The organism is Njordella aestuarii (assembly GCF_056494165.1).
On sequence record NZ_CM151397.1, the window covers coordinates 707426 to 731764 of the forward strand.

A 24339-nucleotide genomic window follows, 5' to 3' on the forward strand; every position below is an offset into this window, starting at 1 on the left:
CCCAATAGGTATAAAACATTGGGATTATCAATCTTTGACGCTTCGCAAGGGTACCAATATGGATCGGCGGGCAGATTCGGACAGAGGGTTTTTCGAGGATTTATGGCAAAAAACGAAGAAGCATTTGAAGTAGATGGAACGGTAACACAGGCGTTGGCGAATACCCGTTTTCGAGTGCAGTTGGAAACAGGCGATGAAGTATTGGCGCACGTTGCAGGCAAGATGCGGAAGAACTTTATTCGAATCGTACCGGGAGATAAGGTTCGCGTCGAACTGTCGCCCTACGATTTGACCAAGGGACGTATTGTCTTCCGCGAGCGATAAAGCGATCTGGTCTCGGAGCCCTTAACGCAGGAAACTTTTGAATAAACGAAAGGTTCTTTGGGTTCCCTTAGCGCTATTTCTTTGGGGCGGTTTTCCACAGAGCCAGTTGCCTGCGTGGTGCCAGACGTCATAGAATTATATTTAGCAGCAACTGCGAGAGTTCTGTCTTGAAATATCTGCCATGCACTGGCTCGGTCTTGCGTGGACCGATTCTCTAGCCGGTGGCTCCATGGTTACTTGCAGCTCACAAACGAAAAGCATGACAGCACGATGTTAGTTCTATCGCGAGGGACACAAGATAAAGTCCTTTTTCCAAAACTGGGGATCTCCGTTGAGATTCTGCGGATTGCAAATAAACGTGTCCGTCTCGGAATCACAGCGCCACGCGATGTGAAAGTCGTCCGCGAAGAATTGCTCGCCGATCTCTTTGAAGTCGAAGGGGACTGTTCGCAAGCCAAACTGGCGGAAGACGTCGTCGCACGAATCTCCGGCGCGAATCAATTGTTACACCTGGCTGCAAGTCAGTTAGAGCGTGACCAGATTGGTGAAGCGATGACGACGTTAAGTCAGGCGTTGCGCGAGTTCGATTCGCTCGAGGGTGGTACGGCTTCTTCCAATAACAATACTGTCGTAGGGGCGGAGCGACCTAACAAGCGAGCGCTTTTGGTGGATGACGACGACAATGAACGCGAACTGTTGGCGGGCTATCTGCGGCTTACCGGTTTTGACGTAACCGAAGCGGACGATGGTCTGCGGGCCCTATACCGTCTGTCCGAACATACGCTGCCGGACATCGTACTCTTGGACATGAACATGCCAGGGATGGATGGGCAATCGACGCTGATGAGAATTCGCGAAAATCAGACACACAGCCGTATCCCAGTCATCGCAGTCAGTGGAAGCAATCCCGAGGATGTCGGCGTGACTATTGGCCCGAGCGGTGTAGACCGATGGTATCGCAAACCTGTGAATCCAAAACAATTGGTCGAGCAAATGACGGAGTTGTTGGCATCGGCTGTTTGACGTCCTCTGATGGAGTCTTTCGGAATAGCAGACTGTCTTACGTGGGGACTATGCAGAGGTCGCTGTTTCTTGGGTACTGACCGCTGTCGGTTCGCTTGATTTTGGTGTAAAGTCGATCGGGTTGGCCGAGAGCATAACAATCTTCTGTCCCGCTTTTAGGGTGGTCTTAGTGTCGGTCGTACAGACCGTAATTTTTTTGCCATCGACTACGAACAGTGGCCACGCTTCTTCTTTCTCGCGGACTGGTGGCGAATCTTTGCGTTCGATTGGAGTTGAGTTGATGTCGCTGGAACTGTCGGATTGTTTCTCCGATGTCGATTTTGCCTGAAGCATTTTGTTGGCAGCTGCAGCTGCAGCTTGCTTTTCAATGAGATATTCGGACGGAACAACATATAGTTTTGCTCCGCTTTCGATCAGGCCGTTCAGCCGCTCATGCGTTAGATCGTCCGCGAATAGCGTTCTGCCTGCCATGTGATTCTGCCAGCGAGTCTCCAGGTAACTGGGGCGAACCTCGTTGGACTTTAGTTGGTAGACGTTGGACCTGCCAAACAGTTCGCGGAATCGTACGGCCGCGAGGGTGTTAACTTGATCATTGGCTGTCATGGCGAGAAACTTTCCGATACCGCCAAAGTCGACAAGGTCGAGCACTTCTTCGGACAGTACATTAGCGAAGCAACCGTTTAATCCCATCTGAGTTGCACGTCGAATCCTAGGGAACTGCGTGTCGACCATGGTGACGCTGAAGCCAAGTGGCTTTAGAGTTAGTGCAATGGCACGAACTGTTTTGTTTGCCCCAGCAATGAGAATGCCTTGAGCGTCCGCGACAGCCAGTCCAAGACGCCGGGCAAGCTTTGGTGCACTTAGTCCGTAAACCGTAACTGTGCCTAGGATGACCCAGAAGGTAGCTGGGACCATCTGTGAATCGCCCAAACGTAGGGCGAAGACCGAAGTCACTGCGGCGGCGACAATTCCTCGGGGAGCGAACCATGCTAGAAAAGCGCGTTCGGGAAAACTGAGGCCACTGCCGATTGTTGACAGCCATACCGATGCTGGGCGAATAAAAAGGATCAGGCACGCGGCAAACGCGGGGCCTCGCCAGCCCAACGCGACCAACGAATTTAGCGGCACGCGGGCTGAGAGGATGATAAACAACGTGGAGATCAACAGCGTGGCGATGCTTTCCTTAAATTCGATTATCTTGCTCACGTCAATCCCTTTGTAGTTCGCCAAAGCGACCCCCATCACCGTGACGGCGAGCAAGCCGGCTTCGGATTGCCAATAGTTCGCGAACGCAAAACTGACTAGGACTAGCATCAGAGTCATCGGATTTTGAAGATAATCGGGCAGCAAGAAGCGGCGCATCAGAATTGCGAGTACGAAAGCAGGGATCAAGCCGCTGACAATCCCGACCACGAGAGTTTTCGTTAGGTCACCGATGACACTCCAGATAGCGTTATTCAGTTCGCCGCTCGTTACGGGAATGATTGCGTTGAAGACCAAGACGGCGAGCGTTGCGCCGATCGGGTCGATTACAATTCCTTCCCATTTGGCGATTACACCGACACGTCCTGACGGTCGGATATCACGCAACAACGGACCAATGACCGTCGGACCGGTGACTACCAGAACGGAACCGAGCAGCGTCGCGACGGGAAGCGAGAGTCCGAGGATGTAGTACGCCGCGACTGTTACGAGGCTCCAGGTAACTAACACGCCGATGGATAATAGTCCAACCAATGACCGCCAAGTCGTTTTCAGTTCAGCAAAACGAAGGTTCAGTCCCCCTTCAAAGAGAATCAGTCCGACAGAAAGAGACACGATTGGAAGCAGCAATTCACCAAAAACCACTTCCGGGTGTAACAAAAGTTTGGGAACTGAGCCTGCTAGAGAACCGACTGCCAACAGTAATAGAATTGCAGGAACTTTGATTCTCCATGCAATCCACTGCGTGGTGACACCTAGCACAAATAGTGCTACGAGGCTCGGCAGCAGAATCTCGGAATGTTCCATAAATGTCGTTCTTTAGTTTTGCAGCGGCCATTTCAGTGCGAGGCCGTCATGGATGGTGAGGTGTTTTAAAAACGTTCGCAGTGCGTTTGGATTTATTCGTTCGGTGACATTATTTGAGCAAGGAAAGCGACACACAAGAGGAATGCGATGCAATATAATGTTCCTTTGTAATGCATGATGCGCGTTTGTTCGCTAACTTTGCGGTAGTACGTATATAGAATGGTTACGGATACCGATATGGTGAAGGCTTTGAAGGATCCGCGTACGTCAGGTGTGTTGGACTCAAGGGGATCGAGTACGCCAAAACAAGCCGATTGCGGAATGTAGGATCGCTGTGCAGGATTCGCTGGTAGGCCCGGCGCGAAAAGTAGTTAATCGCGATACAATTGCCTGACAGCCGTAACCTGTTCTGACTACACTGCGGTAATGGTGGGCAAGCGGCCTTTTTAATGGGATTCGAGGAGGGGAATGGACAGCGTCAATGCTGCGACAGCGGCAGGCTTGGGGGTGGTGATCGCTATCCTCGGAGCTTTTGGTACACACTTGCTTTCGAGTTTCAATGGTCGCTCGCTGGAAAGCTACTGTCGCTTGCGCAGGAAACGCGAGCGGTTTGGTCAGATTTTGGACCTGCAAAACGCTGGTACCACGGCTTGCACCTATCTGTTCTTAATAGGTGTTACCATCGCGTTAGTTTTTGGGACTTCGCTGTTTCTTATTTACCTACCTACCGTTGAACAGCAGCGTCGAATATCCGACAACCAACCGGTATCGACCATCACCGGTTATGCAAAAACTGTCTTCGTCATTGTCACGGCCATTGGATTGATGGCGATTCGAATCTGGTTGCCGCAGTTGGTTGTGCAAGAGCGAGCTTCTCGCATTCTTTACCATACGTGGCCATTGTGGCGGCTGATTACGAACATCTCGTTGCCATTGCAAACACTGGAAGCTTTTTTCGAGTGGCTGGGGCATCGGCTAGGGGATGAAGTCCAAGATGATAGCTTCGAGGAAGAGTCGTTGGAGGACGAGATTCGCACGATGGTCACGGCCGGGGAGCGCGATGGATTGATGCGCAAAGGGATGCGAGACATGATCCAGGGCGTCATGAACTTGGACGAAAATCCAGTCCAGAACATTATGACCCATCGCAGTGAAGTCAACGCTATCGATATTCATACGCCTTGGCCGGAATTGATCGCAGAAGTCGATCGGTCTGGTCACACACGCTTGCCGGTCTACGAAGGCTCGCTCGATAACATCATTGGAATTCTGTTCGTCAAGGATCTCATTACTTTTTTGAATACTGACGTCGCGTCGGATTCAATTAATATTCGACCGCTGCTGCGTGACGCTTGGCGAGTTCCGGGCAGCCGGCCAGTGTATGAGTTGCTGCGAGATTTTCTTCATCGTCGGTCTCACATGGCGATTGTAGTCGACGATTTTTCAGAAACGCTGGGCGTGGTAACCATCGAAGACGCCCTCGAAGAGATCGTCGGTGAAATTGCTGATGAATTAGATGAAGAAGAAGGCAGTGAAATCACGCAGTATGAGAACGGAGCGATCGCGGATGCTCAAGGCAGAGTTTCAGTCGAAAAATTCAACCAAGTCGTCGGTTGGGATTTGCCTGAGTCAGACGATTACGAGACCTTGGCAGGCCTTGTCATCACTCGTTTGGGGTGTATTCCTAAGGAAGGCACGGTGCTGCAGATTGGTCCAGTTGAAATTCATGTCCGTACCGCGACGGATCGCCAAGTCAAACAGTTACATTTAGTGCACACTGATGCGACGAACCCAGGATTAGACCGCTATGCACCGGTGCGGTCGATTGCTCAACTGTAGGTTAATCGTTAAACTGCTAACGCTATCGAATTGATTGTATTCTTCTTGGAATTTGACAAGATTTTTCCGAGATATTAAGAACTTTGGGAGTTGCTACATGCCGAATACGCGCGGAGAAAAAGACACGAATGGGGCAGTAGCGAAGTTGACGTTGGGGGAAAAAACGTACGAATTTCCCGTGGTGGTGGGCACCGAAGACGAACGCGGCTTCGACATTTCGACCCTGTTGAAAGATTCTGGTCACATTACGCTGGATGAAGGCTACGCGAACACGGGATCGACGAAGAGTGCGATTACGTTTCTGGACGGGGATAAAGGAATCCTTCGCTACCGCGGTTATCCGGTCGAACAAATCGCAGAAAATTGCGATTTTATCGAGACGTCCTATCTTCTGATTTATGGCGAGCTGCCGACTCAAGAACAACTCGAAAAGTTCCGGGCATCGATTCGAAAGCACACGATGTTGCACGAAGACATGCGGAACTTTTACAACGGATTCCCTCGCGATGCACACCCCATGGCGATTCTTTCATCCGTCGTAGGCGCTCTTTCTACTTTCTACCAAGACGCGTTAGACCCGCACGATCCGGCTGAAGTCGAAGTGTCGATCCACCGTTTGCTTGCCAAGTTGCCGACGATTGCTGCCTACGCTTATAAAAAATCGTTCGGCCAGCCGTTCATCTATCCTAACAATAGCTTGAGTTATTGCGAGAACTTCCTCAACATGATGTTCTCGGTGCCAAGCGAGCAATACACGACCGACCCAGACTTTATTAAGGCTTTGAATCTACTGCTGATTGTTCATGCTGATCACGAACAAAACTGCAGTACGTCTACTGTTCGCATGGTCGGTTCGTCCAATGCTAATCTGTTCGCATCCGTATCGGCGGGTATTTGTGCATTGTGGGGGCCGCGTCACGGCGGTGCGAACGAAGCTTGCGTGAGCATGTTGCAACAAATAGCTGACGATGGCGGCAATGTGAAGAAGTACGTCGAGCTGGCAAAAGACAAATCGAGCAACTTCCGATTGATGGGCTTTGGACATCGCGTCTACAAGAACTATGATCCGCGGGCAACAATCATCAAAGCAGCTTGCGATGTACTGCTGGCCAAACTCGACCTCAAAGATCCTCTTTTCGACGTAGCTCAAGAGCTCGAGCAGGTTGCCTTGCAAGATAGCTATTTTGTGGAAAGAAAACTCTATCCCAACGTCGACTTTTACTCTGGTGTAATCTATCGTGCGATGGGAATTCCAGTGCAGATGTTTACAGCGTTGTTTGCAATTGGACGACTGCCGGGTTGGATTGCGCACTGGGTTGAAATGCATGAAATGAGTGCAAGGATTGGGCGGCCTCGGCAGATCTACATCGGTGAGCCGATCCGAGACTGGGTACCGATGAACGATCGCAAGAGTACTTAGAAGTGGACGACGCTGCTTGGATCAGCGATCGATTGATTCCCAATGATATCTCGATCGCGCTCAGTCACCCAATTGCCCAATTGCATTGGTTAGAGCAGTCATTGTTAATGGCCCAACTTTCGAGGTTGGCTTACTTTCCGCCGGCGCAGATAGAATCAATCGCCAGCAACGCTGGTATTTCTGTCTGCGAGTTTCTTGATCGCGATGGAGCGCAAGCTTATCTATTTAGCAACGAGCATGACTTAGTCATCGTGGCGCGGGGCACCGAGCCAAACCAATGGGATGACCTGAGAGCTGATGCGAACGCGCTTACCGTTTTGCTGGATGTGGGACGAGTGCACAAAGGGTTCAATGGCGAAGTCGAGCATCTGTGGCCGCTGATTGAGAAGCGGATTGCCAATAATACGCGCCCGACATATTTTGCGGGGCATTCTTTGGGGGCGGCCATGGCGATGGTTTGTGCCGGGCGTTGTAAGTTTTCATCAATTTCGACCAATCCTCGCGCTCTTTTTACCTTCGGTTCCCCAAGAGTCGGGAACAAACGCTACATCCACGCCGTGCAGTTGGCCCACTATCGATGGGTGAACAATAACGATATTGTCACACGCGTTCCTCCTCGCTGGCTTGGGTATCGCCATAGCGGAATCGAGTTGTACTTGGATCACAATGGAAACTTGAAGAAAGTCTATTCCTGGTCACGCAGCAAGGACCGATTCAAAGGTCTGATCAAAAGTCTCCGGCGCTGGAAACTAGACTACTTAGCAGACCATTCGATGGTCGACTATATTTTGAACATTCGCAAACTGGTAATGGCGCTGCATGCTGGCAGGAAATTTCCGGACCCTAAAATCCAACTTCCTCCTGGTTAAGCATTTGTAGCGTGGATTGTTTGCAACACCGACACACATCACTGGGCACGATTCTAGGTCGTTATGCACACGCATTTTATCGGGCGCTTGGCTCCTTCTCCCACCGGAGCACAACATGTCGGTAATGCGAGAACTTACTTGTTTGCATGGCTTTTGCTCCGTCAATCTGCCGACGGTCAACTGATTCTGCGCATTGAAGACTTGGAAACACCAAGGGTAAAGCCATGGGCCGTGGAGCAGATTTATGATGACCTGGAGTGGCTCGGATTAGACTGGGACGCCTCGCCGCGATCGCCTCTACTAGCAGGACCTGAATTGGTCCAGTCGCTGCGCACAACTCGGTATCGAATGGTGTTGGACGAATTGATTGTCCGCCGACGTGTCTATCCCTGTACGTGCAGTCGCTCTGACATTGCGACGGCGTCGGCGCCGCATGAATCTCACTTGGATGGTATGGTTTATCCTGGAACTTGCCGACACCGCGATCCGCAATCTGCAGATGAGCTGCAAGCTTCGAACACGCCGTTCTGTTGGCGATACCGTTGGGATGCTTCGCACGCGAGCTTCGCCGATTCGTTTCTTGGCTTGCAAGAAATTAATCCGGCACGGGAGCTCGGTGACTTTGTTGTGTGGCGAGTGGATGATCAAGCCGCTTATCAGCTCGCTGTAGTTGTCGATGATCATGATGCAGGCGTGAATCAAGTCGTGCGCGGGGCCGATTTGGTGTTCAGCACATTTCGGCAGAATGCAGTTTACGACGATCTGAATTGGGAAAAGCCAATTTTCTTTCATGCGCCTTTGGTTGTTGGGACAGACGGCAGGCGGCTAGCGAAGCGACATGGAGATACGCGACTCAGTTCATTGCGAGAACTAGGAATAGCGCCGGAGCAATTGATTGGATATCTTGCATGGCATTCCGGACTAGTTTCGCGGTTGATGAAACGAAGTTGTCGTGATCTGTTGGATTGCGATCTGAGTCATACGCTATATAAATCACCGCTCGTTTTTGATGCTCAGAAGGCGATTGATGAAATGAGAAACATTGATGCGTGAAAAGAAACGCGGTTGCGTAATTGTTGGAAACGACACGGAAATCGGGAAGACGACGGTTGCTTGCCAGCTGATTCGTGCGCTGTTGTCGCTCGAGTTGCATGTCGGTGCGTACAAACCGGCCGCATCGGGATGCACCGGAGGAAGTGCCGACGACGCAGTGCGGCTTGCTGAATCGCTTTCGAACAAGTATCCAATAGAGCGTGTCTGTCCCTATCGCTTCACAAAACCAGTTGCACCAGTTTTGGCCGCCGAATCGGAAGGACTGCGAATTGACGAGGGAAAGATCCAGTCCGGCTTGGATTGGTGGCACAGTCAAAGCGATTACGTCGTGGTCGAAACGGCGGGTGGAGTGATGTCGCCGCTGACGCGAACTACTTCGAATCTAGATTTCGCTGAAGCAACAAAACTGCCCGCCTTAGTTGTTGTCGGCAATAGGCTTGGGGCTATCAATCAAGCCATGCTAGTCTGTTCTGTGCTCCGGCTGCGAGGGATAGAGATCGTAGCCGTGGTATTTAACGAAGCATCTCGCCTGGAGTTCGCTTCCGACGAGTTGCTCGAGAGCAACGTTTTGCTATTTCGGCAGTTGTACCCGCAGTATTTGCAATCCGAGGCGCCCGAGACGCTGGACCTCCGTTTTGATCAAGCCTTGCCAGCAGCGTTTGCGAAGACGCTGATCCCAAGGCAAAAATAAACGGGTGTCTGTTTTTTATTTTCGCACCGTATCGTTCGCTTATTGGCAGCACCAACAGATATCAACGGCGTTGACCAATATCGTCGGGCCCGAATGGCGTGAATTCCGGTTCTACGTCTACCGGAGCAGAGGCCTGCATTTCGAGCATGAATTCGTAACCGATGTAGCTGCCGAATGCCAGAACAACGACTCCAAGCACAACGATTAGCGCGAGAGGCGAATAGGGTTTCTTTGCGGAAGTTGATGGTTGATCCGCGTCGTAGGATGATGGTGCTTCTGACATTTCGCCTGCCCTTTAGTTGCCCTTTTTAAGAATTTTCGCCCAGGTATCTCGGAGTGTCACAATTCGGTTGAAGTGGGGCTCGCCGGGTTTTGAATCGACAGTGTCGACTACAAAATAACCCGTCCGTTCAAATTGAACTCTTGTGCCTTTTTCTAACTTTGCAAGTTCCGGTTCGACTTGAGCATACAAAGTTTTCACACTGTCGGGGTTGAGGTTGTCCAAAAATGTTTGACCTTCAGGCGCGTCTTCTGGGAATTCGTTGTGAAAAAGGCGGTCGTACAATCGAACTGGAACTCGAACCGATTCCTTGGCCGGCACCCAATGGATGGTTCCTTTTACTTTGCGTGTCGAGCCCGACCCCGATTTTGTCTCTGGATCGTAGGTGCAGTTTATTTGAGTTATGTTGCCGTCAGCGTCTTTTTCAATGCTTTCGCAACGAATAATGTAGCTATAGCGCAGTCGAACTTCGCCACCGATTTGAAGTCGGAAGAACTTTGACGGAGGATTTTCCATGAAGTCGTCCCGTTCGATAAAAATCTCTCGTCCGAACGGCAGCGTTCGCTTGCCTTCCTCTGGGCGTTCAGGATGATTGACCGCTTCCAGATCCTCTGCTTGCCCCTCAGGATAATTGGTGATCACTACTTTGACGGGATCGAGAACGGCCATGTAGCGGCAAGCGATTTCGTTCAAGTGTTCTCGAACAGCGTTTTCGAGAACGATGACGTCGATGGTGCTATTGAATTTTGCAACACCTACATGCTCACAAAAGTTGCGCAGGCTTTCTGGCGTATATCCTCGACGACGCATGCCGCTGATAGTTGGCATACGAGGATCGTCCCAGCCAGATACCAGCTTCTCTTCGACCAGTTTCAACAGCTTACGCTTACTCATCACTGTGTAAGTTAGATTGAGTCGCGCGAACTCGATCTGCCGTGGATGATGTATTGCCAAAGAAGCACAAAACCAATCGTAGAGTGGGCGATGATTTTCGAATTCTAACGTGCAAATTGAATGCGTAATTCCTTCGATACTATCGCTTTGGCCATGAGCCCAATCGTACATGGGATAAATGCACCACTTGTCACCAGTGCGATGGTGAGGCGTGTGCATAATTCGATACATTACCGGGTCGCGTAGGTTCAGGTTGCTGTGCGCCATATCGATCTTGGCACGTAGCGTTCTTGTGCCTTCAGGAAATTCTCCTGCTCGCATGCGTGTAAGGAAGTCGAGGTTTTCTTCAACGCTTCGCTCGCGGAAAGGGCTATTCTTACCTGGTTCGGTCAGCGTACCTCGCATTTCGCGCATCTGTTCACTATCGAGATCGCAAATATAGGCTTTCTTGGCTTTGACCAGCTTTACTGCCCACTCGTAGATTTGCTCGAAATAGTCGGATGCGTAATGGAGTTCATCCCATTCGAATCCAAGCCATCGAACGTCGTTCATGATCGACTGGACGTACTCGTCGCTTTCGGCAGCGGGATTCGTATCGTCGAATCGCAAGTTGCATTTGCCACTGTATCGTTTCGCAAGTCCAAAATTCAAGCAGATACTTTTTGCGTGCCCGATGTGCAAATATCCGTTAGGCTCCGGGGGGAAACGCGTTGCAAAAGTTCGCCCAGCAAAGCGGCTCGACGCGAGATCCTTCTCGATTTCGTGCTCGATAAAATTCAAGTGTTTGGGTTCTGGAGAATCTTCCGAACTTACGTCGACATCCCAATTATCTCGATTCATCCCTGTTAGCTCTCTCGCGATGATTTAATATTTAATGGATGGCTCGGTTTTTGAGCCTCGGAACATGTGCCGCACAGCGTCATTCTCGCCTCAGAAGGCAACTGTCGGAACTGGTCTGTGATTCTAGCGATCTTTAGCCACGACAATAAGGGCGGAAATTTGCTTGGTCGAAGCCACCAACCTGGATTTGGAGCGTCGCAACGGAAACGAGGATGGCTTTACGTGGCAGTTTCGTCCTTTGCTCTAACCGTAGTGGGCACGAATGCGCTCCGGCCGACCTCGCCAGGGGCGTCAATCGGTTCTGGAATTGTCGCCGGAAGTTCTATGGAGCCTTGTTTAGTAGGACCTCGATCCTATTTTTACTGTGAAAGTTGTGGGTTGGCATCCTTCTACTCGCCGCCTGTCGACCGATCGGAGCAATCGGTTTTGTGCCCGAGATGTGCTAGCGAAGTCCTTGTCGGCTCCCAAAAGTTTGGCGAAAAGCTTCGCTTTACCCAGAACCCACCGGATCGGGTGCCTGAATTTGGCGAGCTAGTCGTCTTTCCATTTCAGAATGAAGCCGTAGCGGGAACTTCAAATCTGCAGATAAAACGGGTAGCCGCTCTGCCGGGAGAAGAGTTGCAAATCTCAAATGGCGACCTTTTTCGAAATGGGCTTCGCGCGCAGGCAACTCTGCCGCTGTTTCTAAGCCGCGCCGTGGAAATTGAATCGGCAAGCTTGGTTGGATCGATACGCGGTGATTCGACGATCCCGCCCCGGGCGATCGGCTACTTCCCAAGCAGCTTTTATCCGCGAGTTGGACCGTCGCTTGTTCGCCATGCTTCGCCTATTTTGGATGAATCGCCGTGGTACTATGACGAATCGCGACCGTTTCTCGTGGTGCCAGATATTGGACTGCATTTCGCATTTAAGGATTCTTCGTTGCCGATTCAGATCGATTGCCGGGCTTGGTATCACAATCATACCGTGCAAGCGACGGTGAGCATTGGTCGCTCAACGATTGAAGGAACGCTCGCAATCGACGGCCAAGCAGAGTCGTACGTGTTGAGGACCGAGAACCGATCTTACGCTCAACCAACCAACAATGAACAAACAGGAGTCGTAATTGCTTTAGTCGATGGACAAATCTTGCTTGGGCAGGAAGCGAATTTCGCTGCTTACCAATTCGTGGAATCGGATCTAAACTCCGACGCTCACTTGCTTGCGAGCGATTCCAACACGCAAGACGCGGTGGCAAGTGCGAGTGCGAGTGCTTTCGGTTTTCAACCTATCGCAGATGCCGGCTTAGAGGTTTCGGCGTTTTGCCCGATTCAGTTTCGTGTCGAAACAGATCGCCCAGTACCCTATCAAGTGTCGTTGCTTCGCGATATTTTTTATCGCGGACCGCGGGGTGAACTGGACTATACATTACCTGCAGTTACAGGTGTGCACGTATTGGGCGACAACGTAGCCTCTTCACTAGATTCTCGCCAAGTGTATCCTGACGGAATCTTGCAATCGAGTATTTTAAGTATCGTACCGTTTTCTTCGCCAGAAAGTTATCGTGCAAGAACGCAGTCACTGGGCCTATTGGAGTAACATCTTCAAAACCGGTGATCCGTTACGATTTTGAATCAACTATGAGTCAAACTGAAGAAGATCTGCGTCGACAGTATCACGAGCTAGCGGAATTGGCTGGCTCGCTTGCGCACGAAATCAAAAATCCGCTCTCCGTGATCCACATGAACGTGGACTTGCTAAGCGAAGAACTGGAGGAGAGTAGTTGGAGTGGCAGCCGTCGGGCCGTACAAAAAATCGATCTGATACGACAGCAGTGCGAGCGCATGCAGAATCTGCTGCGGGATTTCCTCCGATTCGCTCGCATGCGGGATCTCGAGATGACGCCAGGGAATCTCAATGATCAAATCTCGACTGTACTGCGACTCTTTCAACCTCAAGCTGACCAGCAAGATGTTGAAGTTGTACGTTACTTTGATCCTGACCTACCGCTTGTAATGCTGCATAGCGATTCGTTGCAAGCGGCTCTGATCAACTTGGTAAAGAACGCTTTGGAAGCGATGCCTGATGGAGGTCAATTCGTCATCCGAACCTATGCCATTCCCGGTGGAGCGGCAATGGATTTGATCGATACAGGTTGTGGCATGGATGATCATACAGCTATGAAAATGTTCGAACCCTTCTATTCGACGAAGAACGGCGGCAGTGGGTTGGGTTTGCCAACGGCGAGAAAGATTATCGAAACACATGGTGGCCGCATCAGCGTTCAGAGCGAAGCGCGTCGTGGCACAAAATTTATTCTTGAGTTCCCGACGGTCGCAAGGTTGTCGTCTTAGTACACCACATTCAGACTTGTGCAGTAATGCGATCTGCTTGGATTCAAATTGCGTACATGCTGATCATGTTGGCCGCTGTTGCCCTGTGTGCCTGGACGTATCGGCGCCAAAAAGTGAGTTCGGCGCTTGAGCCTGATACCAAAATTGCGATTGGAATCGCGGCCTTTCTTGGAGCGATCTTAGGAGCGCGATTGCCGTTCATATTTGAACAGGGTTGGGAAGGCATCGCGTCGGGCTATTTTTGGTTCGCTGATGGAAAGACGATTTTGGGAGGAATCTTTGGTGGATATGTGGCGGTAGAAATATCGAAATGGATGTTCGGTATCAAAGAATCCACTGGTGACAACTTTGTGATGCCGATTGCAGTGGCGATCATTGTGGGTCGAATTGGATGTTATGTTGGCGGCTGCTGTTTTGGAGTGCCGACTGATCTGCCTTGGGGTGTTCATTTCGCATCGGTCGATGCAGACTCAAATATCCTGCGGCATCCGACTCAGCTGTACGAAGTTGCCTTTCATGCTATCAGCGCTTGCCTGTTTTATTTTCTTGCCAAGCATGACATATTAAAACACCAGAGGCTTAAAGTGTATCTTTTGGGATATTTGACATATCGCTTCATGACGGAATGGATACGTCCCGAGGCTAAAGTGATCTCGGGCTTTACCGCGTATCAGTTTGCCTGTCTGTTGCTTGCGATTGTTTTATTGGCACTTTGGTATCGCGATGCGAGACGTTTAGCTGCGGCGTAACGCTCGCGTCAAGTTTCCGATCAGCAGTTCGTCGTTCTCGAGCTTTCCGCTTAATACTTCGTCGGTGCTTTCAGGGTCAACAGCGCGGCAGCTTGCGGAAAGAGTGTCGATTAGATCGTCGAACACATCTTCCCAGTCTTCGGGAGTGCTGCCGATTGGGGGGACCGAAGCGATTTCGTCGCACAGCATGGTAAATCGCAACACATGTCGGAAAAGAATTCCTTCCTGTTTTTGCAGTCCGCGGGCTGCGATATACTTAAAGAATTCGCCATTGAATTGCAGCAACTCGCCGACAACCCAAACACCTCGCACGTTGACGTCATGAACTCCAGGTACATCATACTGGAAAAGCTTCCGAATTTTCTCGCCTAACGACATTGGCCAAGGTGGCGGGATTCTGCGACCGAATTGTTCGCGTTGTTGTTGTTCGTCTTCATCATCGTCGTCTGACCAGCGGCCGGTAAGTTCGGGTGGAGTAGCCAGACCCAACTCGAGCAATCTGCCGTGCAAATGGTTGGTAGCGAGTGGCCCAAACGGAAGCTCTTCGGGCGGAGGGACACGCACTTGAGCGGCGACGTTCGGAGGTAGCTCCAGAACGCTTTCGAGCGCGAGGACGCGTTCGGTAAGGTCAGCATGAAGTAATTGATCTGCCATATACATGCCGAACAGCGGATTAATACTGCGCAAGTGCAACAGCAGTTCTGCGTCTTCTTTAGGCTTGGCTTCCAGTGGTTTGTAGTCGACTACTTCGTACTGCACGTTCGTGTCTGCCAGTGGTTTCGAGTCTACTTCGGTCTCCTCCTCATCATCGATATCACCAGGTTCAGCCGGCTCCGCTTTCTCAGTCTTTTGCAATTCTAATTTCGAGAGATCGAAGCCCGCCAGCAACCCTTCCGGTTTCGTTCTTGCGAAGGGATCTACTTTGGTAGGTTTAACACTCTCCTGGGCCGCTGTTTCTGCGGCTCGAGGCGGTGGCTGCAAGTCGATGTATCCGGTAGACCAGAGAGTTACTAACATTTGGTTGAGTCGTTTTTGAGCTCGTTCAATATCAGTCGCAGCCATGAGACGGCGCCCTACTAGATCTCGCAACAATTGCACGTCAGAAGATTGCAGGAGCATGTAAGCCAGCAGACGCCACGGCAGATCGCCTTTGCTAACAAGCTTGGCAGAAGGAGCGTTGCGTAGTTGCTCAAATTGCGCTGCACTCCAGTATGTTTCACCTTCGCGACGCTTGGGCATCTTTTTCTTGAGCTGCTTCTTGGCCCGGAGCAGTTGAGGATCCTTGGTGTCTTCCGGAATAGAATCGTATTTTTCCTTCCACCTCAAGTGTTTTACATCGTCCTCGTGCGCCAGCGCATAGACGAACCCTTCTTTGTCGAATTGAGGACGACCTGCTCGTCCAAAAATTTGGTGCGCCGTGCTCGCCTCGACAAGCTTCTTTTTGTCTCTGGGGCCCTTCAAGATCGTTGGCAGTACAACGGATCGCGCTGGCAGGTTAATGCCGGCGGAAAGAGTTTCGGTACAGACGGCAACGCTAAGTAGTTTTTCTTGGAACAGCGATTCAACGATACGTCGATACATCGGCAAAATTCCGGCATGATGCACGCCGATGCCGCGTTGTAAAATCGCCTTGAGCTTTGGCCCAGCACCCTTTGAGAGATCATATTGGTCCAAGCGATCGGATAAGATTGCTTGCCGAGCCTTGTCGACCAAGCGTTTGCCTTTTAGCATCTCCGCAACTTGCCAGCACTGATCACGGTTGAAACAAAAGAGTAGTGCCGGAGTTCGGCGTGTTTCGTCGTCACCTTCAAACATGTATTCAAGATGTTCGTCTAGTAACTTGTCATCAATCCAGTTGAAGGCAAGTGGAACTTTTCGCTCTGTACCTTGGACTAACTCCAAGTTTCGCCCGTGGGAGCGTCGTAGCCAACCGAGAAAATCGATACTGTTACCGACGGTGGCAGACAAGAGAAGCGTGCGAACATGTTTCGGCAAAAAGCCAAGTGTCATCTCCCAAACAATCCCGCGCTCATTGTCATTGAAGCAGTGGAATTCATCCATCACTACGGCCAGGCATTGGTCCATGTTGAACGCGTCTGGGTGCAACAATCGGTTCAGCAAAATTTCGGCGACGACGACGAGGATAGGAGCGTTCGCGTTGACTCGACGATTTCCGGTCACGAGCCCTACACTTTCCGCCGGGTAACCCCATCGCTGAACCGTTGCTGTTAGTTCGTCGAGCTTCTGGTCGGTCAGAGCGATGAGCGGTGTTGTGTAGTAACACTGCTTGCCGGTGCGCAGGGCCTCATAGATCGCTGCCTCTGCAATCAGCGTTTTGCCCGTCCCTGTAGGAGCACATACCAGCACGCCTTCGTCGCTGGTGTAATACGCAAGCAGCGCTTCCTCTTGGACCGGATACGGTGGATAGAGAAGTGTCTCAAAGTATTCAGCCGCAATGGTGTCGCGGTCTATTTCTGAGGAACTGGTTGATTTGGGTGGGTTGTCCGTGTTTCGCGTCATGGCAACAGTTTAGAGCCAATTGCCCGATTTCGTTAGACCTTTAGCAACGATTTAGGCAGCAAGTTCGTCGACAGAGTTACCGATAAAACCACTTCGATAGAGGATCCTAAAACCGGCAAAGGAGTTGGCAGCAAGCTCGGGATTGATCTCGACGCGAAACGCCATTTTATGTATCCCCAGGTGCTTAAAACCCACAAGAAAGTTTTGTCACTTGCGGCTGGTGCCATGTGCTATCTCGAACGATTCCGAAGAGTCTGCTCGACGCTGTTGGGAATCCTCGTGGGTTTGTTAGTCGTTGGTACTCTCGGTGAAGTCTATCTGCGAATATTTCCACCGCAAGACATCCAACCATATCTGGGGGAATTGTCGCCCGGTCGAGATGTTTTTAAGTCCGATCTGCAGCTAGGAATCGACTATCTCGATTTCGCGAGCTTTGAAGAGGCCAACAGAGCCGAGCTGCAAAGGTACACGCCTTTTTCTGACTGCCAGCCTGAGTGGGCGCTCTTTGGAAATTCGTTTGTTCAGATGGATGGCATGCTAGGTGATTCAGCTGCGGCTGCAATGCCCGATAAGACCTTTTTCTACTTAGGCAAGAATGAATGGCTGCCCATTCGAGTTGCGCAAGTTCGGCTCTTGTTAAATAATGGGTTGTGCCCAAAGCGTATCGTTTTTGCTTTGATGCCACTTGACAGCACGCCTCTCGCCCAGCACCCGCTCGAAACAATACGCGCAAACTCGAACGGTGTAATTACCTATCAAGCGCCTATGTGGACAGACGTCACCAGATTGGGACTGGCGAGTTGGTTGAGGTTCTCGAATCCGGTGCCAAAACCAAACTCCTATGCAAGAAAATTGACTGTTCAAGTTCCGCAAGAGTTGGCTACGCAGTATGAATCGATCTTTGATGTTCTAGCGAGTGAATCAAGCCGGTCAGGGGTGAGAGTAACCATTCTGTTGATACCTACATACGAACAGATTACTCGAGGACAGGGTTTTGCCTTCCAGGATTTGATAACCGAGCTAGCTGTCTCGCGTTCGATGGATGTTTGCGATGTTCGGAACTCTTTTGCTGACGAAGCAGAGAAGTCGACATTGTTTATCCCAGATCACCATTTTTCGACGCGAGGGAATGCGATACTTCTCTCTTCGCTGCTGAGTCACGTGGGCGCGGAGACGAAGCGGTGACGTTTACTGAAACTGCATTTGCATGGTTTCTGCCGCTGGTCTTCTGCGGTTGGTGGTTGCTTCGTAGGTATGAAAAGCTAGCGATTGGTTGGCTGTTGATCGCAAGCCTTGGGTTTTATGGCCATAATCACTGGAAACTACTTCCGGTATTGTTAGCGTATTGCATCTGCAATTGGTGGATCGCAATAAGGATCGAAAAAAGCCGATATCCTGGACGAGTGCTTGCGACCGGACTCGTGTTCAACCTCTCGCTTTTAGCGTATTTCAAATATGCCCCGCTGTTAGTGCAGTTATGTAGTGGGCTGTTTAGAAAACCTGACTGGATGATATCGGCGGATCAATGGGAGATACCCTACGGCATTTCCTTCTTTGCGTTTACCGGAATTGCCTACATGGTCGATGTCTATCGCAAGGTCCATCCGGCGTTCAGCAGCCTATCTCGCTACTCGCTTTCGGCGGTGTTTTTTCCGCATCTGGTTGCAGGACCTATTCTTCGTCCGAACGAATTTCTCAATCGCCTTGCACCTGGCGATATGCCGCAGAGATCGATCGATCCATTGGACGCTAGTTATTTAATTGCGCGGGGGTTCTTCAAAAAGGTCGTGCTTGCAGATCGGATTGCTGAGGCGATCAATCCATTTTTTGCCCACATTGGAGATACGACTACTGCGGGAGTCTGTTCGCTGCCGTACATATATCTTTACGCTCTTCAGATCTACTTTGACTTTTCGGCTTACACAGATATTGCGAGGGGGATCGCTAAAGTGTTCGGTTACGACTGGCCTGAGAATTTCAATTTGCCGTATCTGGCAACTTCTGTTACCGACTTCTGGCATCGCTGGCATATGACGTTGTCTCGGTTCTTACGCGACTATCTCTATATTCCGCTGGGAGGCAGTCGACACGGTTGGTGGCAAACGAATCGAAACCTAATGATCACGATGTTGTTAGGTGGCCTGTGGCATGGTGCGAGTTGGTCATTCCTGATTTGGGGTGGCCTGCATGGACTCTATTTGGTCGCTCATCGCGTCTGGATTCGATTCTCGATCCGAAACGAATTGGCAGAAATGACTGGCATGCGAGGTTATCTCTGGAAAGGAGCATGCGTAGCGTTAACGTTCAATGCAGTTTGCGTAGCATGGTGTTTCTTCCGACTGACGAATTGGAGTGAAAGTATATTGTGTTTGCGAAAGGTGGTTGACTTTGACTGGGCAAATGGCTTGGTTGGTCCAGCCTATGATCCTTCGTTGTGGATCGCGATCTTAGGCTATGGTGGGCTGGTTGCGATCGCGTCAGCACTTCGACAAACCGACACAATTGGAGTCTGGGGTTTTCGCAAAGGCCTCTCGTGGAGCTTCATGTTCGCTTGGTTTCTGCTGGCTTTGCTGTTAGCGCCCGGAACCCAGTCGGAAGGCTTCATCTACTTTCAGTTTTGAAAGCTTCCGCTCGTCTTTCCACTTTTGCATTCCAAGGGCGCTGTGATAGATCGTCAAGATGAACTAAATTAGAGGCAGTTCGCTTCCTCCCTTATTTTGTCTTGATATGCCTCTCCAACGGCTCATAATTGTCCAGCCCTGCTACTCCCTTGAAGATTTGCCGCGGAATTTGGATCAAGAAACGGCAGCCGACTATCATGCTTGCTGGACTTCGCTATGGCATCCCGCATTTCTCGTTACCGTATCGGGCTTGCCTGAATGGAAACGCAGCGATAGTTCGTCTCTTGATGTCCAGTCGTCGCTGATTTTGGTTCCAAAGGCCTCCGAAAGTCATCTCGATTCGACGCTTCGCGAGCGGATTGAATTGGGCGACAATCTCTTATTGCATTCGTTGGGCGATCGCCAGGGAAATTTGAAAGCGATTGCCCAAGCGCTGGGCGTCTCATTAATTGATCGCGAACTGGTCGCTTCGTTTGAGTCGGTTGACATCGCCAATTCTATTCCGCCGCGAAGCCCCATTACGTGCCGCTCTTTTTTCGCACTTGGTTTCGCCTATTTGCAACTGCATGTTCTGACGAGGAAGGTGCATTATAACACCAACCTTGACCAGACCCTTTTTCATGAACAAGTCACTCAGGCGGCTCAAGCTTTCCTGAACGACGATGCACAAGAAACAGAACGCTGGCTGCAGTCCTGTTATGATCAAATTTCTCAAGAGCGGGATCGGTACTTTTCTCAGCAGGCAAATTTGATCGACCTGACGTTGGTGGTCGGAACTACGCTGGGAAGTTCGATGAGCCAGCAGTTGCAGCAACAGCACGAGCAAAACTTCTTGATTAGTGCTGACAACTTGAGCATATTGAAGTCAGCCAATCCGGACGCGTTTGAATTGCTTGTCAGCAAAGCCAATCAAGAAGAAATCTCGATTGCCGGAGGGCTTGAGAAAGAGTCCGCACATCCGTGGCTGGGACAAGGAACACTCCTGCGCGATCTTCGGTCAGGAATTGCTGCGTATGAAACGTTGGGGCTAAAGCAGAAACCGACTGCCTTCTCTCGATTAACCGGAGGCGTGCGGCCGAACGACGCGCAGTTGTATCGGATCGCTGGCTATCCCTACGCAGTCTTGTCCGCTTGGCTAGATGGTGCTTTGCCTCGCAGCGATCAGGCCAAGATCCGCTGGCAGTCTGCTGATGGATCGACCATCGACGCAGTTGCGGCATTTATATCCGATGCGAATTCTGCGCTCAACGTTTTATCATCTGGCGTCGATTTGGCGAAGCAGTTCGACTACCACCAAGTTCCCACGTTGCTGTTCGCACACTGGCCAAACGACTACAGTGAAGCCTTCATTGATTTGCGGTTGGCTACCGAACGAACAACTGCGTTTGGGAAGTGGATTACGCTGGCACGGTATTTTGAAGAGACCGGACAAGCCTACAGTAACACCACACTTCCTACTTCACAATTCAAGTACTCGCTTCCAACTGTTCGTAATAGTTATCTTCGATTTTGTATTGAATTGCAAACCGTTCGTCAGCGAATTAGACTTGCCGAATCAATCGCCAGCTTTGCCGCCTTGCTTTTGCAACTGTGCAATTGGATGAAACGCAAGCAAGACCGAGAGAAAGTCGAGAGCTTCGTCGAGAGTGCAAGCCAGTATCTTCGCCGCTGCGACGTTCGGTCATCGGCCGACATGAACGCTTTTGTCCCACAAATCGCAGGTGTTTCCAGTGGTTGGGCAGAAGCATGCGAGTTTGGCGAGCAAGATGAAGAGCTAAGTCAACAATTGGCGAGTCTGGCTGGGGTAACGTCTGGGCTTTTGTCAGGTAAATCGATTGTCGCCAATGACAAATGGGCAACAGGGTCCGAACGCAGCAGATATCAGGCTACGCCAACGATGGCGAAAACGGTCGAGCTTGAGTCGGGCGTCGTAACGGTTATTAATCCTAGCAGTGCACCACAGCGGTACTGGTTGCGAGCGGGAAAATTTGCCTTAACTTCCGACGAAGAAAACCGAGTTTATGCTGCGGAGGAATCCTCGAGTGCTGCAGGTTTGTTCTCTCGTGGACTTGCTGATGCAATGCCAGAAAGCCTGCGCGGTGGAAATGAAATTATCGTAGACGTTCCAGCAATGGGCGTTGCTCAATTTAAATGTTCGGCAGGTTCAAGCGTTAGTTCGCCATCGTCCGTGCGTCGTCAGTTGATTGCCGCGTCCGCAAAATCACTGACGAACGAGTTCTTGGACGTTCAACTTGATCCTAGCACTGGCCATCTGCGTTCGCTTCTCGTTGCCAGAAAGCGTGGCAGCCGGATGAGCGGCCAATTGACGATTGCTGACGCTGCGTTCTTTACGACTGACGTCCAGGAACGAGAGAAGAGGGAGAAGGTCTACGCGACAACTCGAGATGTTTCTTTGACGTTAGAACACAATTCGACCATGTCTGCGATCGTTTCAGCGAAAGGCATTTTGGTTCACAAGAGTTTAGCGATCGCCAAGTTTACGGTGTTGTATGAGTTGTGGCGAGGAAGTAGATGCCTCCAGATTACGCCGAAGGTCGAATGGCTGGTCGAGCGAGTTCAGGGTGTAGAAGGCGGAACCGGTGGTTTTTGGGCTGGCGTCCCTGTGTGGCGGACAGCGTGGCCTAGCGATGCGGCGACGCTCAGGACATGGCCGCAAACGATTCCCACCAAGGCGGCTTCGGCGACGGTCTTTTGCCCCGATGTCATGGAAGTTGACGATGCGGAACACCGACTGCATTTAATGTTTGGCGGTCAGAATGTTCACGCACGGCAAGAATCGCGGTATTTAGACACTCATTTGGGAAATGGGGAAAGCGGGAGTATCTTGGCGGGGATCGACCTCCCCGATCCGCTGCAGGCGCACGCGGCTTGGTGCCAGAAGCCGCTAGTTTTTTCAGGATTTGAACCGCTATCCGCAAACCAAAGTTCCGCGACTTTCGTAACCAGTTCACAGCGCGGTATACAACTTCGCTGGCTGAATACCACTTTTTTCCAAGCAAATCACTTGGAAATTGAGGGCAAGGCGAATGAGACCGAGGCTGGTTCGAACGGAGATGTGGCGTATCTCTGGGTTCAAGAGGCGACAGGAAAAAGTTCTACGGTAAGACTTGGCTTTTTCAGGGACGTTGAGAAGGCTAGCGTTGTGAATGCAGAAGGAGAACCACAATCCAATCCTGCGATTGATGCAGGCGATATTCTTCTGTCATTGAAAGGCTGCGAGACGCTGCTGCTTCGTATAAACTGGAAGTCTCTTTAGTTCTTATCTAAACGCGTTGGTGGTTGGGCTTAATTTGAGTAGCGATGTATCTAGTGAATCGGTTTCGGTCAGGTCTATCGACCGAATCGATTTGACAAATCGCACTATTGGGCCGTTTCGCGTCTTGCACCGTCTGGGTAGCGGCGGGATGTCCGATGTATATTTGGCATTCCAGGAGAACTTGCAGCGGCATGTTGCGCTAAAAGTTATGCGTATGGATTTGGCCTCATCCGCCGAACATCTAAAACGTTTTCTCCAAGAAGCTCGAGCCGCCGCTTCGATGGTTCATCCCAACATCGTTCAAGTGTACGACGTTGGCGATTACCAATCAATTCAATTTATTGCACAAGAGTATATCGCTGGCAGTTCGCTACGCTCTTATATCCAACGGATGGGGTCGTTGAGCGTTGAAGAGACCGTATCGATTCTCTTGCAAGTGTCAGCCGCCCTTTCCAAGTCCGCCAGTATCGGCATCGTCCATCGCGATATCAAACCCGATAACATTCTGTTGACTACTGATGGCGAAGTTAAAGTAACAGACTTTGGGCTCGCGCGAGCCTATAGTTCAAAGGAAAACCTAACGGAGATCGGCATTGCACTCGGTACACCTACGTACATGAGTCCGGAGCAGATTCAGGGGCAAGCGGTTGACTTTCGAAGCGATCTCTATTCGTTAGGTGTAACTGCTTATCATATGTTGAGCGGGAGGCCACCCTTTCAAGGCGATACAGCTTTATCGTTGGCAGTTCAGCATGTGCAAAACAAAGTGCCAAATCTTGCCGAGCTTAGACCCGACGTTCCGAAAGAGTTGATCGCAATTGTCGAAAGGCTATTAGAAAAGAAACCGGAAGATCGATTTGTATCACCAAACGAACTCAATCGTGCGCTCCGAACGGTGGCAGAATCGCTTCCGCGGCCTTTTCCAACCGATCTGCCTCTCCCCCTACCAAACGTTGTAATTGATCAAGCGGTTGTTACAAGCGAACATACTGCAGCGCTCCAGCGGGCTACGACGCAGCATTCGAGGTTAGCCGATGAGACTCGCCGCAAGCTCATTCGAGGAACACTTGCCTTGATTGGTATAGTCGCTGCTGGTTTTGCGGCTTACTCAGTCACCGCCTTTACGCCGCAACGGCGTTTGCTTCCCGAGCCGACTCCGATTCAACTAGGTGTGCCCAGACAGTCGTCAGTTCAAGACCAGTATGCTCTCGCATTGCTCAAAGATTCCCCCGCCTACTGGGCCGCCGTAGAGCAATATTTTTCACCAACCTTTGATGAAGTCAACAAAGCGTACTGCATGAAAGCATGGCTTCATATGGCGTGGTATGAATTGCGTCTTGAAAAACCAGAAGCCGCTGCGAAATGGATAAATAAGATTCGAAGCTATCCATCCATTGATAATATTGTCGACGTCCTGACCAGTGCGACGGAACATTGGAAGGCCAATCTTGAAGGTAATAAAGAAGCCGCCTCCGCACACAAAAGTATGACCGTTGCGCGGTATCAACTTCTCGGCGATCGCCAAAAAACGCTCGTCAATGAGATTATGCCGCGCGAGTTACGAGTCGTGCTCGAAGGATTGTGACATACAATCGT

The 24339-nt window shown here is 50.8% G+C and carries 18 protein-coding genes; 14 read left to right on the forward strand and 4 right to left on the reverse strand.

All coding sequences use genetic code 11. The features are described 5' to 3' along the window. Positions 1-102 precede the first annotated feature (102 nt). Positions 103-324, forward strand: coding sequence for a translation initiation factor IF-1 (infA, locus tag SH451x_RS02765; RefSeq protein WP_479360828.1), 222 nt, complete (start codon positions 103-105; stop codon positions 322-324). Between the two features lie 270 nt (positions 325-594). After that, positions 595-1347, forward strand: a complete 753-nt coding sequence (locus SH451x_RS02770; protein WP_479360829.1) for a response regulator — start codon at positions 595-597, stop codon at positions 1345-1347. A 48-nt stretch (positions 1348-1395) separates the two neighbouring features. Here SH451x_RS02770 and SH451x_RS02775 read toward each other — a convergent pair whose 3' ends face one another. Further along, complete coding sequence (locus SH451x_RS02775) at positions 1396-3357, reverse strand: cation:proton antiporter (RefSeq protein WP_479360830.1); 1962 nt, start codon at positions 3355-3357, stop codon at positions 1396-1398. A gap of 468 nt (positions 3358-3825) precedes the next feature. Here SH451x_RS02775 and SH451x_RS02780 point away from each other — a divergent pair, with 468 nt between their 5' ends. The 5 genes from SH451x_RS02780 (at position 3826) to bioD (ending at position 9229) form a co-directional block, all read left to right on the forward strand. Then, positions 3826-5196 (forward strand): hemolysin family protein, encoded by a 1371-nt coding sequence (locus SH451x_RS02780; protein ID WP_479360831.1) that lies wholly within the window; start codon positions 3826-3828, stop codon positions 5194-5196. Positions 5197-5293: 97 nt separating this feature from the next. Continuing rightward, positions 5294-6616 (forward strand): citrate synthase, encoded by a 1323-nt coding sequence (locus tag SH451x_RS02785; protein ID WP_479360832.1) that lies wholly within the window; start codon positions 5294-5296, stop codon positions 6614-6616. A gap of 2 nt (positions 6617-6618) precedes the next feature. After that, positions 6619-7485: a lipase family protein gene (locus SH451x_RS02790; RefSeq protein WP_479360833.1), complete on the forward strand. Its 867-nt coding sequence runs from the start codon at positions 6619-6621 to the stop codon at positions 7483-7485. A gap of 63 nt (positions 7486-7548) precedes the next feature. Continuing rightward, complete coding sequence (gene gluQRS, locus SH451x_RS02795; protein WP_479360834.1) at positions 7549-8538, forward strand: tRNA glutamyl-Q(34) synthetase GluQRS; 990 nt, start codon at positions 7549-7551, stop codon at positions 8536-8538. Beyond that, positions 8531-9229, forward strand: a complete 699-nt coding sequence (gene bioD, locus SH451x_RS02800) for a dethiobiotin synthase (RefSeq protein ID WP_479360835.1) — start codon at positions 8531-8533, stop codon at positions 9227-9229. Before gluQRS ends, bioD begins: the two co-directional genes overlap by 8 nt. A 61-nt stretch (positions 9230-9290) precedes the next feature. Here bioD and SH451x_RS02805 read toward each other — a convergent pair whose 3' ends face one another. Together SH451x_RS02805 and SH451x_RS02810 are read right to left on the reverse strand one after the other, a co-directional pair. Continuing rightward, on the reverse strand, positions 9291-9512 hold the full coding sequence (locus SH451x_RS02805) for a hypothetical protein (RefSeq protein ID WP_479360836.1): 222 nt from the start codon (positions 9510-9512) through the stop codon (positions 9291-9293). Positions 9513-9524: 12 nt separating this feature from the next. Then, on the reverse strand, positions 9525-11243 hold the full coding sequence (locus tag SH451x_RS02810) for a glutamine--tRNA ligase/YqeY domain fusion protein (protein WP_479360837.1): 1719 nt from the start codon (positions 11241-11243) through the stop codon (positions 9525-9527). Between the two features lie 378 nt (positions 11244-11621). Between SH451x_RS02810 and SH451x_RS02815 the strand changes: the two genes are divergently transcribed. Genes SH451x_RS02815 through SH451x_RS02825 form a run of 3 tightly spaced genes read left to right on the forward strand, consistent with a single transcriptional unit; the run spans position 11622 to position 14325 of the window. Continuing rightward, positions 11622-12821 (forward strand): S26 family signal peptidase, encoded by a 1200-nt coding sequence (locus SH451x_RS02815; protein ID WP_479360838.1) that lies wholly within the window; start codon positions 11622-11624, stop codon positions 12819-12821. Between the two features lie 41 nt (positions 12822-12862). Beyond that, positions 12863-13576, forward strand: coding sequence for a sensor histidine kinase (locus tag SH451x_RS02820; RefSeq protein ID WP_479360839.1), 714 nt, complete (start codon positions 12863-12865; stop codon positions 13574-13576). A gap of 26 nt (positions 13577-13602) precedes the next feature. Then, positions 13603-14325 (forward strand): prolipoprotein diacylglyceryl transferase, encoded by a 723-nt coding sequence (locus tag SH451x_RS02825; RefSeq protein ID WP_479360840.1) that lies wholly within the window; start codon positions 13603-13605, stop codon positions 14323-14325. Here the strand turns inward: SH451x_RS02825 and SH451x_RS02830 are convergent. Beyond that, positions 14311-16845, reverse strand: coding sequence for a DEAD/DEAH box helicase (locus SH451x_RS02830; protein ID WP_479360841.1), 2535 nt, complete (start codon positions 16843-16845; stop codon positions 14311-14313). The genes SH451x_RS02825 and SH451x_RS02830 overlap by 15 nt on opposite strands. Positions 16846-17025: 180 nt before the next feature. On the opposite strand from SH451x_RS02830, the gene SH451x_RS02835 reads away from it, so the two are divergent. From SH451x_RS02835 to SH451x_RS02850, 4 genes are all read left to right on the forward strand, one after another. Beyond that, positions 17026-18030 (forward strand): hypothetical protein, encoded by a 1005-nt coding sequence (locus SH451x_RS02835; RefSeq protein WP_479360842.1) that lies wholly within the window; start codon positions 17026-17028, stop codon positions 18028-18030. After that, entirely contained in the window at positions 18027-19466 is a 1440-nt protein-coding gene (locus SH451x_RS02840) for an MBOAT family O-acyltransferase (RefSeq protein ID WP_479360843.1), read from the forward strand. Before SH451x_RS02835 ends, SH451x_RS02840 begins: the two co-directional genes overlap by 4 nt. Positions 19467-19572: 106 nt before the next feature. Continuing rightward, entirely contained in the window at positions 19573-22743 is a 3171-nt protein-coding gene (locus SH451x_RS02845) for a hypothetical protein (protein ID WP_479360844.1), read from the forward strand. Between the two features lie 34 nt (positions 22744-22777). Beyond that, positions 22778-24328 carry a protein kinase domain-containing protein gene (locus SH451x_RS02850; RefSeq protein ID WP_479360845.1) on the forward strand — a complete coding sequence of 517 codons (1551 nt, stop codon included), beginning with the start codon at positions 22778-22780 and terminating at the stop codon, positions 24326-24328. The last annotated feature ends 11 nt before the right edge of the window (positions 24329-24339 follow it).

Coding starts and splice junctions, on each gene's coding strand:
- SH451x_RS02780 (WP_479360831.1), top strand. CDS start 3,826: ATGGACAGCGTCAATGCTGCGACAGCGGCAGGCTTGGGGGTGGTGATC.
- bioD (WP_479360835.1), top strand. CDS start 8,531: ATGCGTGAAAAGAAACGCGGTTGCGTAATTGTTGGAAACGACACGGAA.
- SH451x_RS02770 (WP_479360829.1), top strand. CDS start 595: ATGTTAGTTCTATCGCGAGGGACACAAGATAAAGTCCTTTTTCCAAAA.
- SH451x_RS02830 (WP_479360841.1), bottom strand. CDS start 16,845: ATGACGCGAAACACGGACAACCCACCCAAATCAACCAGTTCCTCAGAA.
- gluQRS (WP_479360834.1), top strand. CDS start 7,549: ATGCACACGCATTTTATCGGGCGCTTGGCTCCTTCTCCCACCGGAGCA.
- SH451x_RS02785 (WP_479360832.1), top strand. CDS start 5,294: ATGCCGAATACGCGCGGAGAAAAAGACACGAATGGGGCAGTAGCGAAG.
- SH451x_RS02845 (WP_479360844.1), top strand. CDS start 19,573: ATGCCTCTCCAACGGCTCATAATTGTCCAGCCCTGCTACTCCCTTGAA.
- SH451x_RS02775 (WP_479360830.1), bottom strand. CDS start 3,357: ATGGAACATTCCGAGATTCTGCTGCCGAGCCTCGTAGCACTATTTGTG.
- SH451x_RS02825 (WP_479360840.1), top strand. CDS start 13,603: ATGCGATCTGCTTGGATTCAAATTGCGTACATGCTGATCATGTTGGCC.
- infA (WP_479360828.1), top strand. CDS start 103: ATGGCAAAAAACGAAGAAGCATTTGAAGTAGATGGAACGGTAACACAG.
- SH451x_RS02810 (WP_479360837.1), bottom strand. CDS start 11,243: ATGAATCGAGATAATTGGGATGTCGACGTAAGTTCGGAAGATTCTCCA.
- SH451x_RS02820 (WP_479360839.1), top strand. CDS start 12,863: ATGAGTCAAACTGAAGAAGATCTGCGTCGACAGTATCACGAGCTAGCG.
- SH451x_RS02805 (WP_479360836.1), bottom strand. CDS start 9,512: ATGTCAGAAGCACCATCATCCTACGACGCGGATCAACCATCAACTTCC.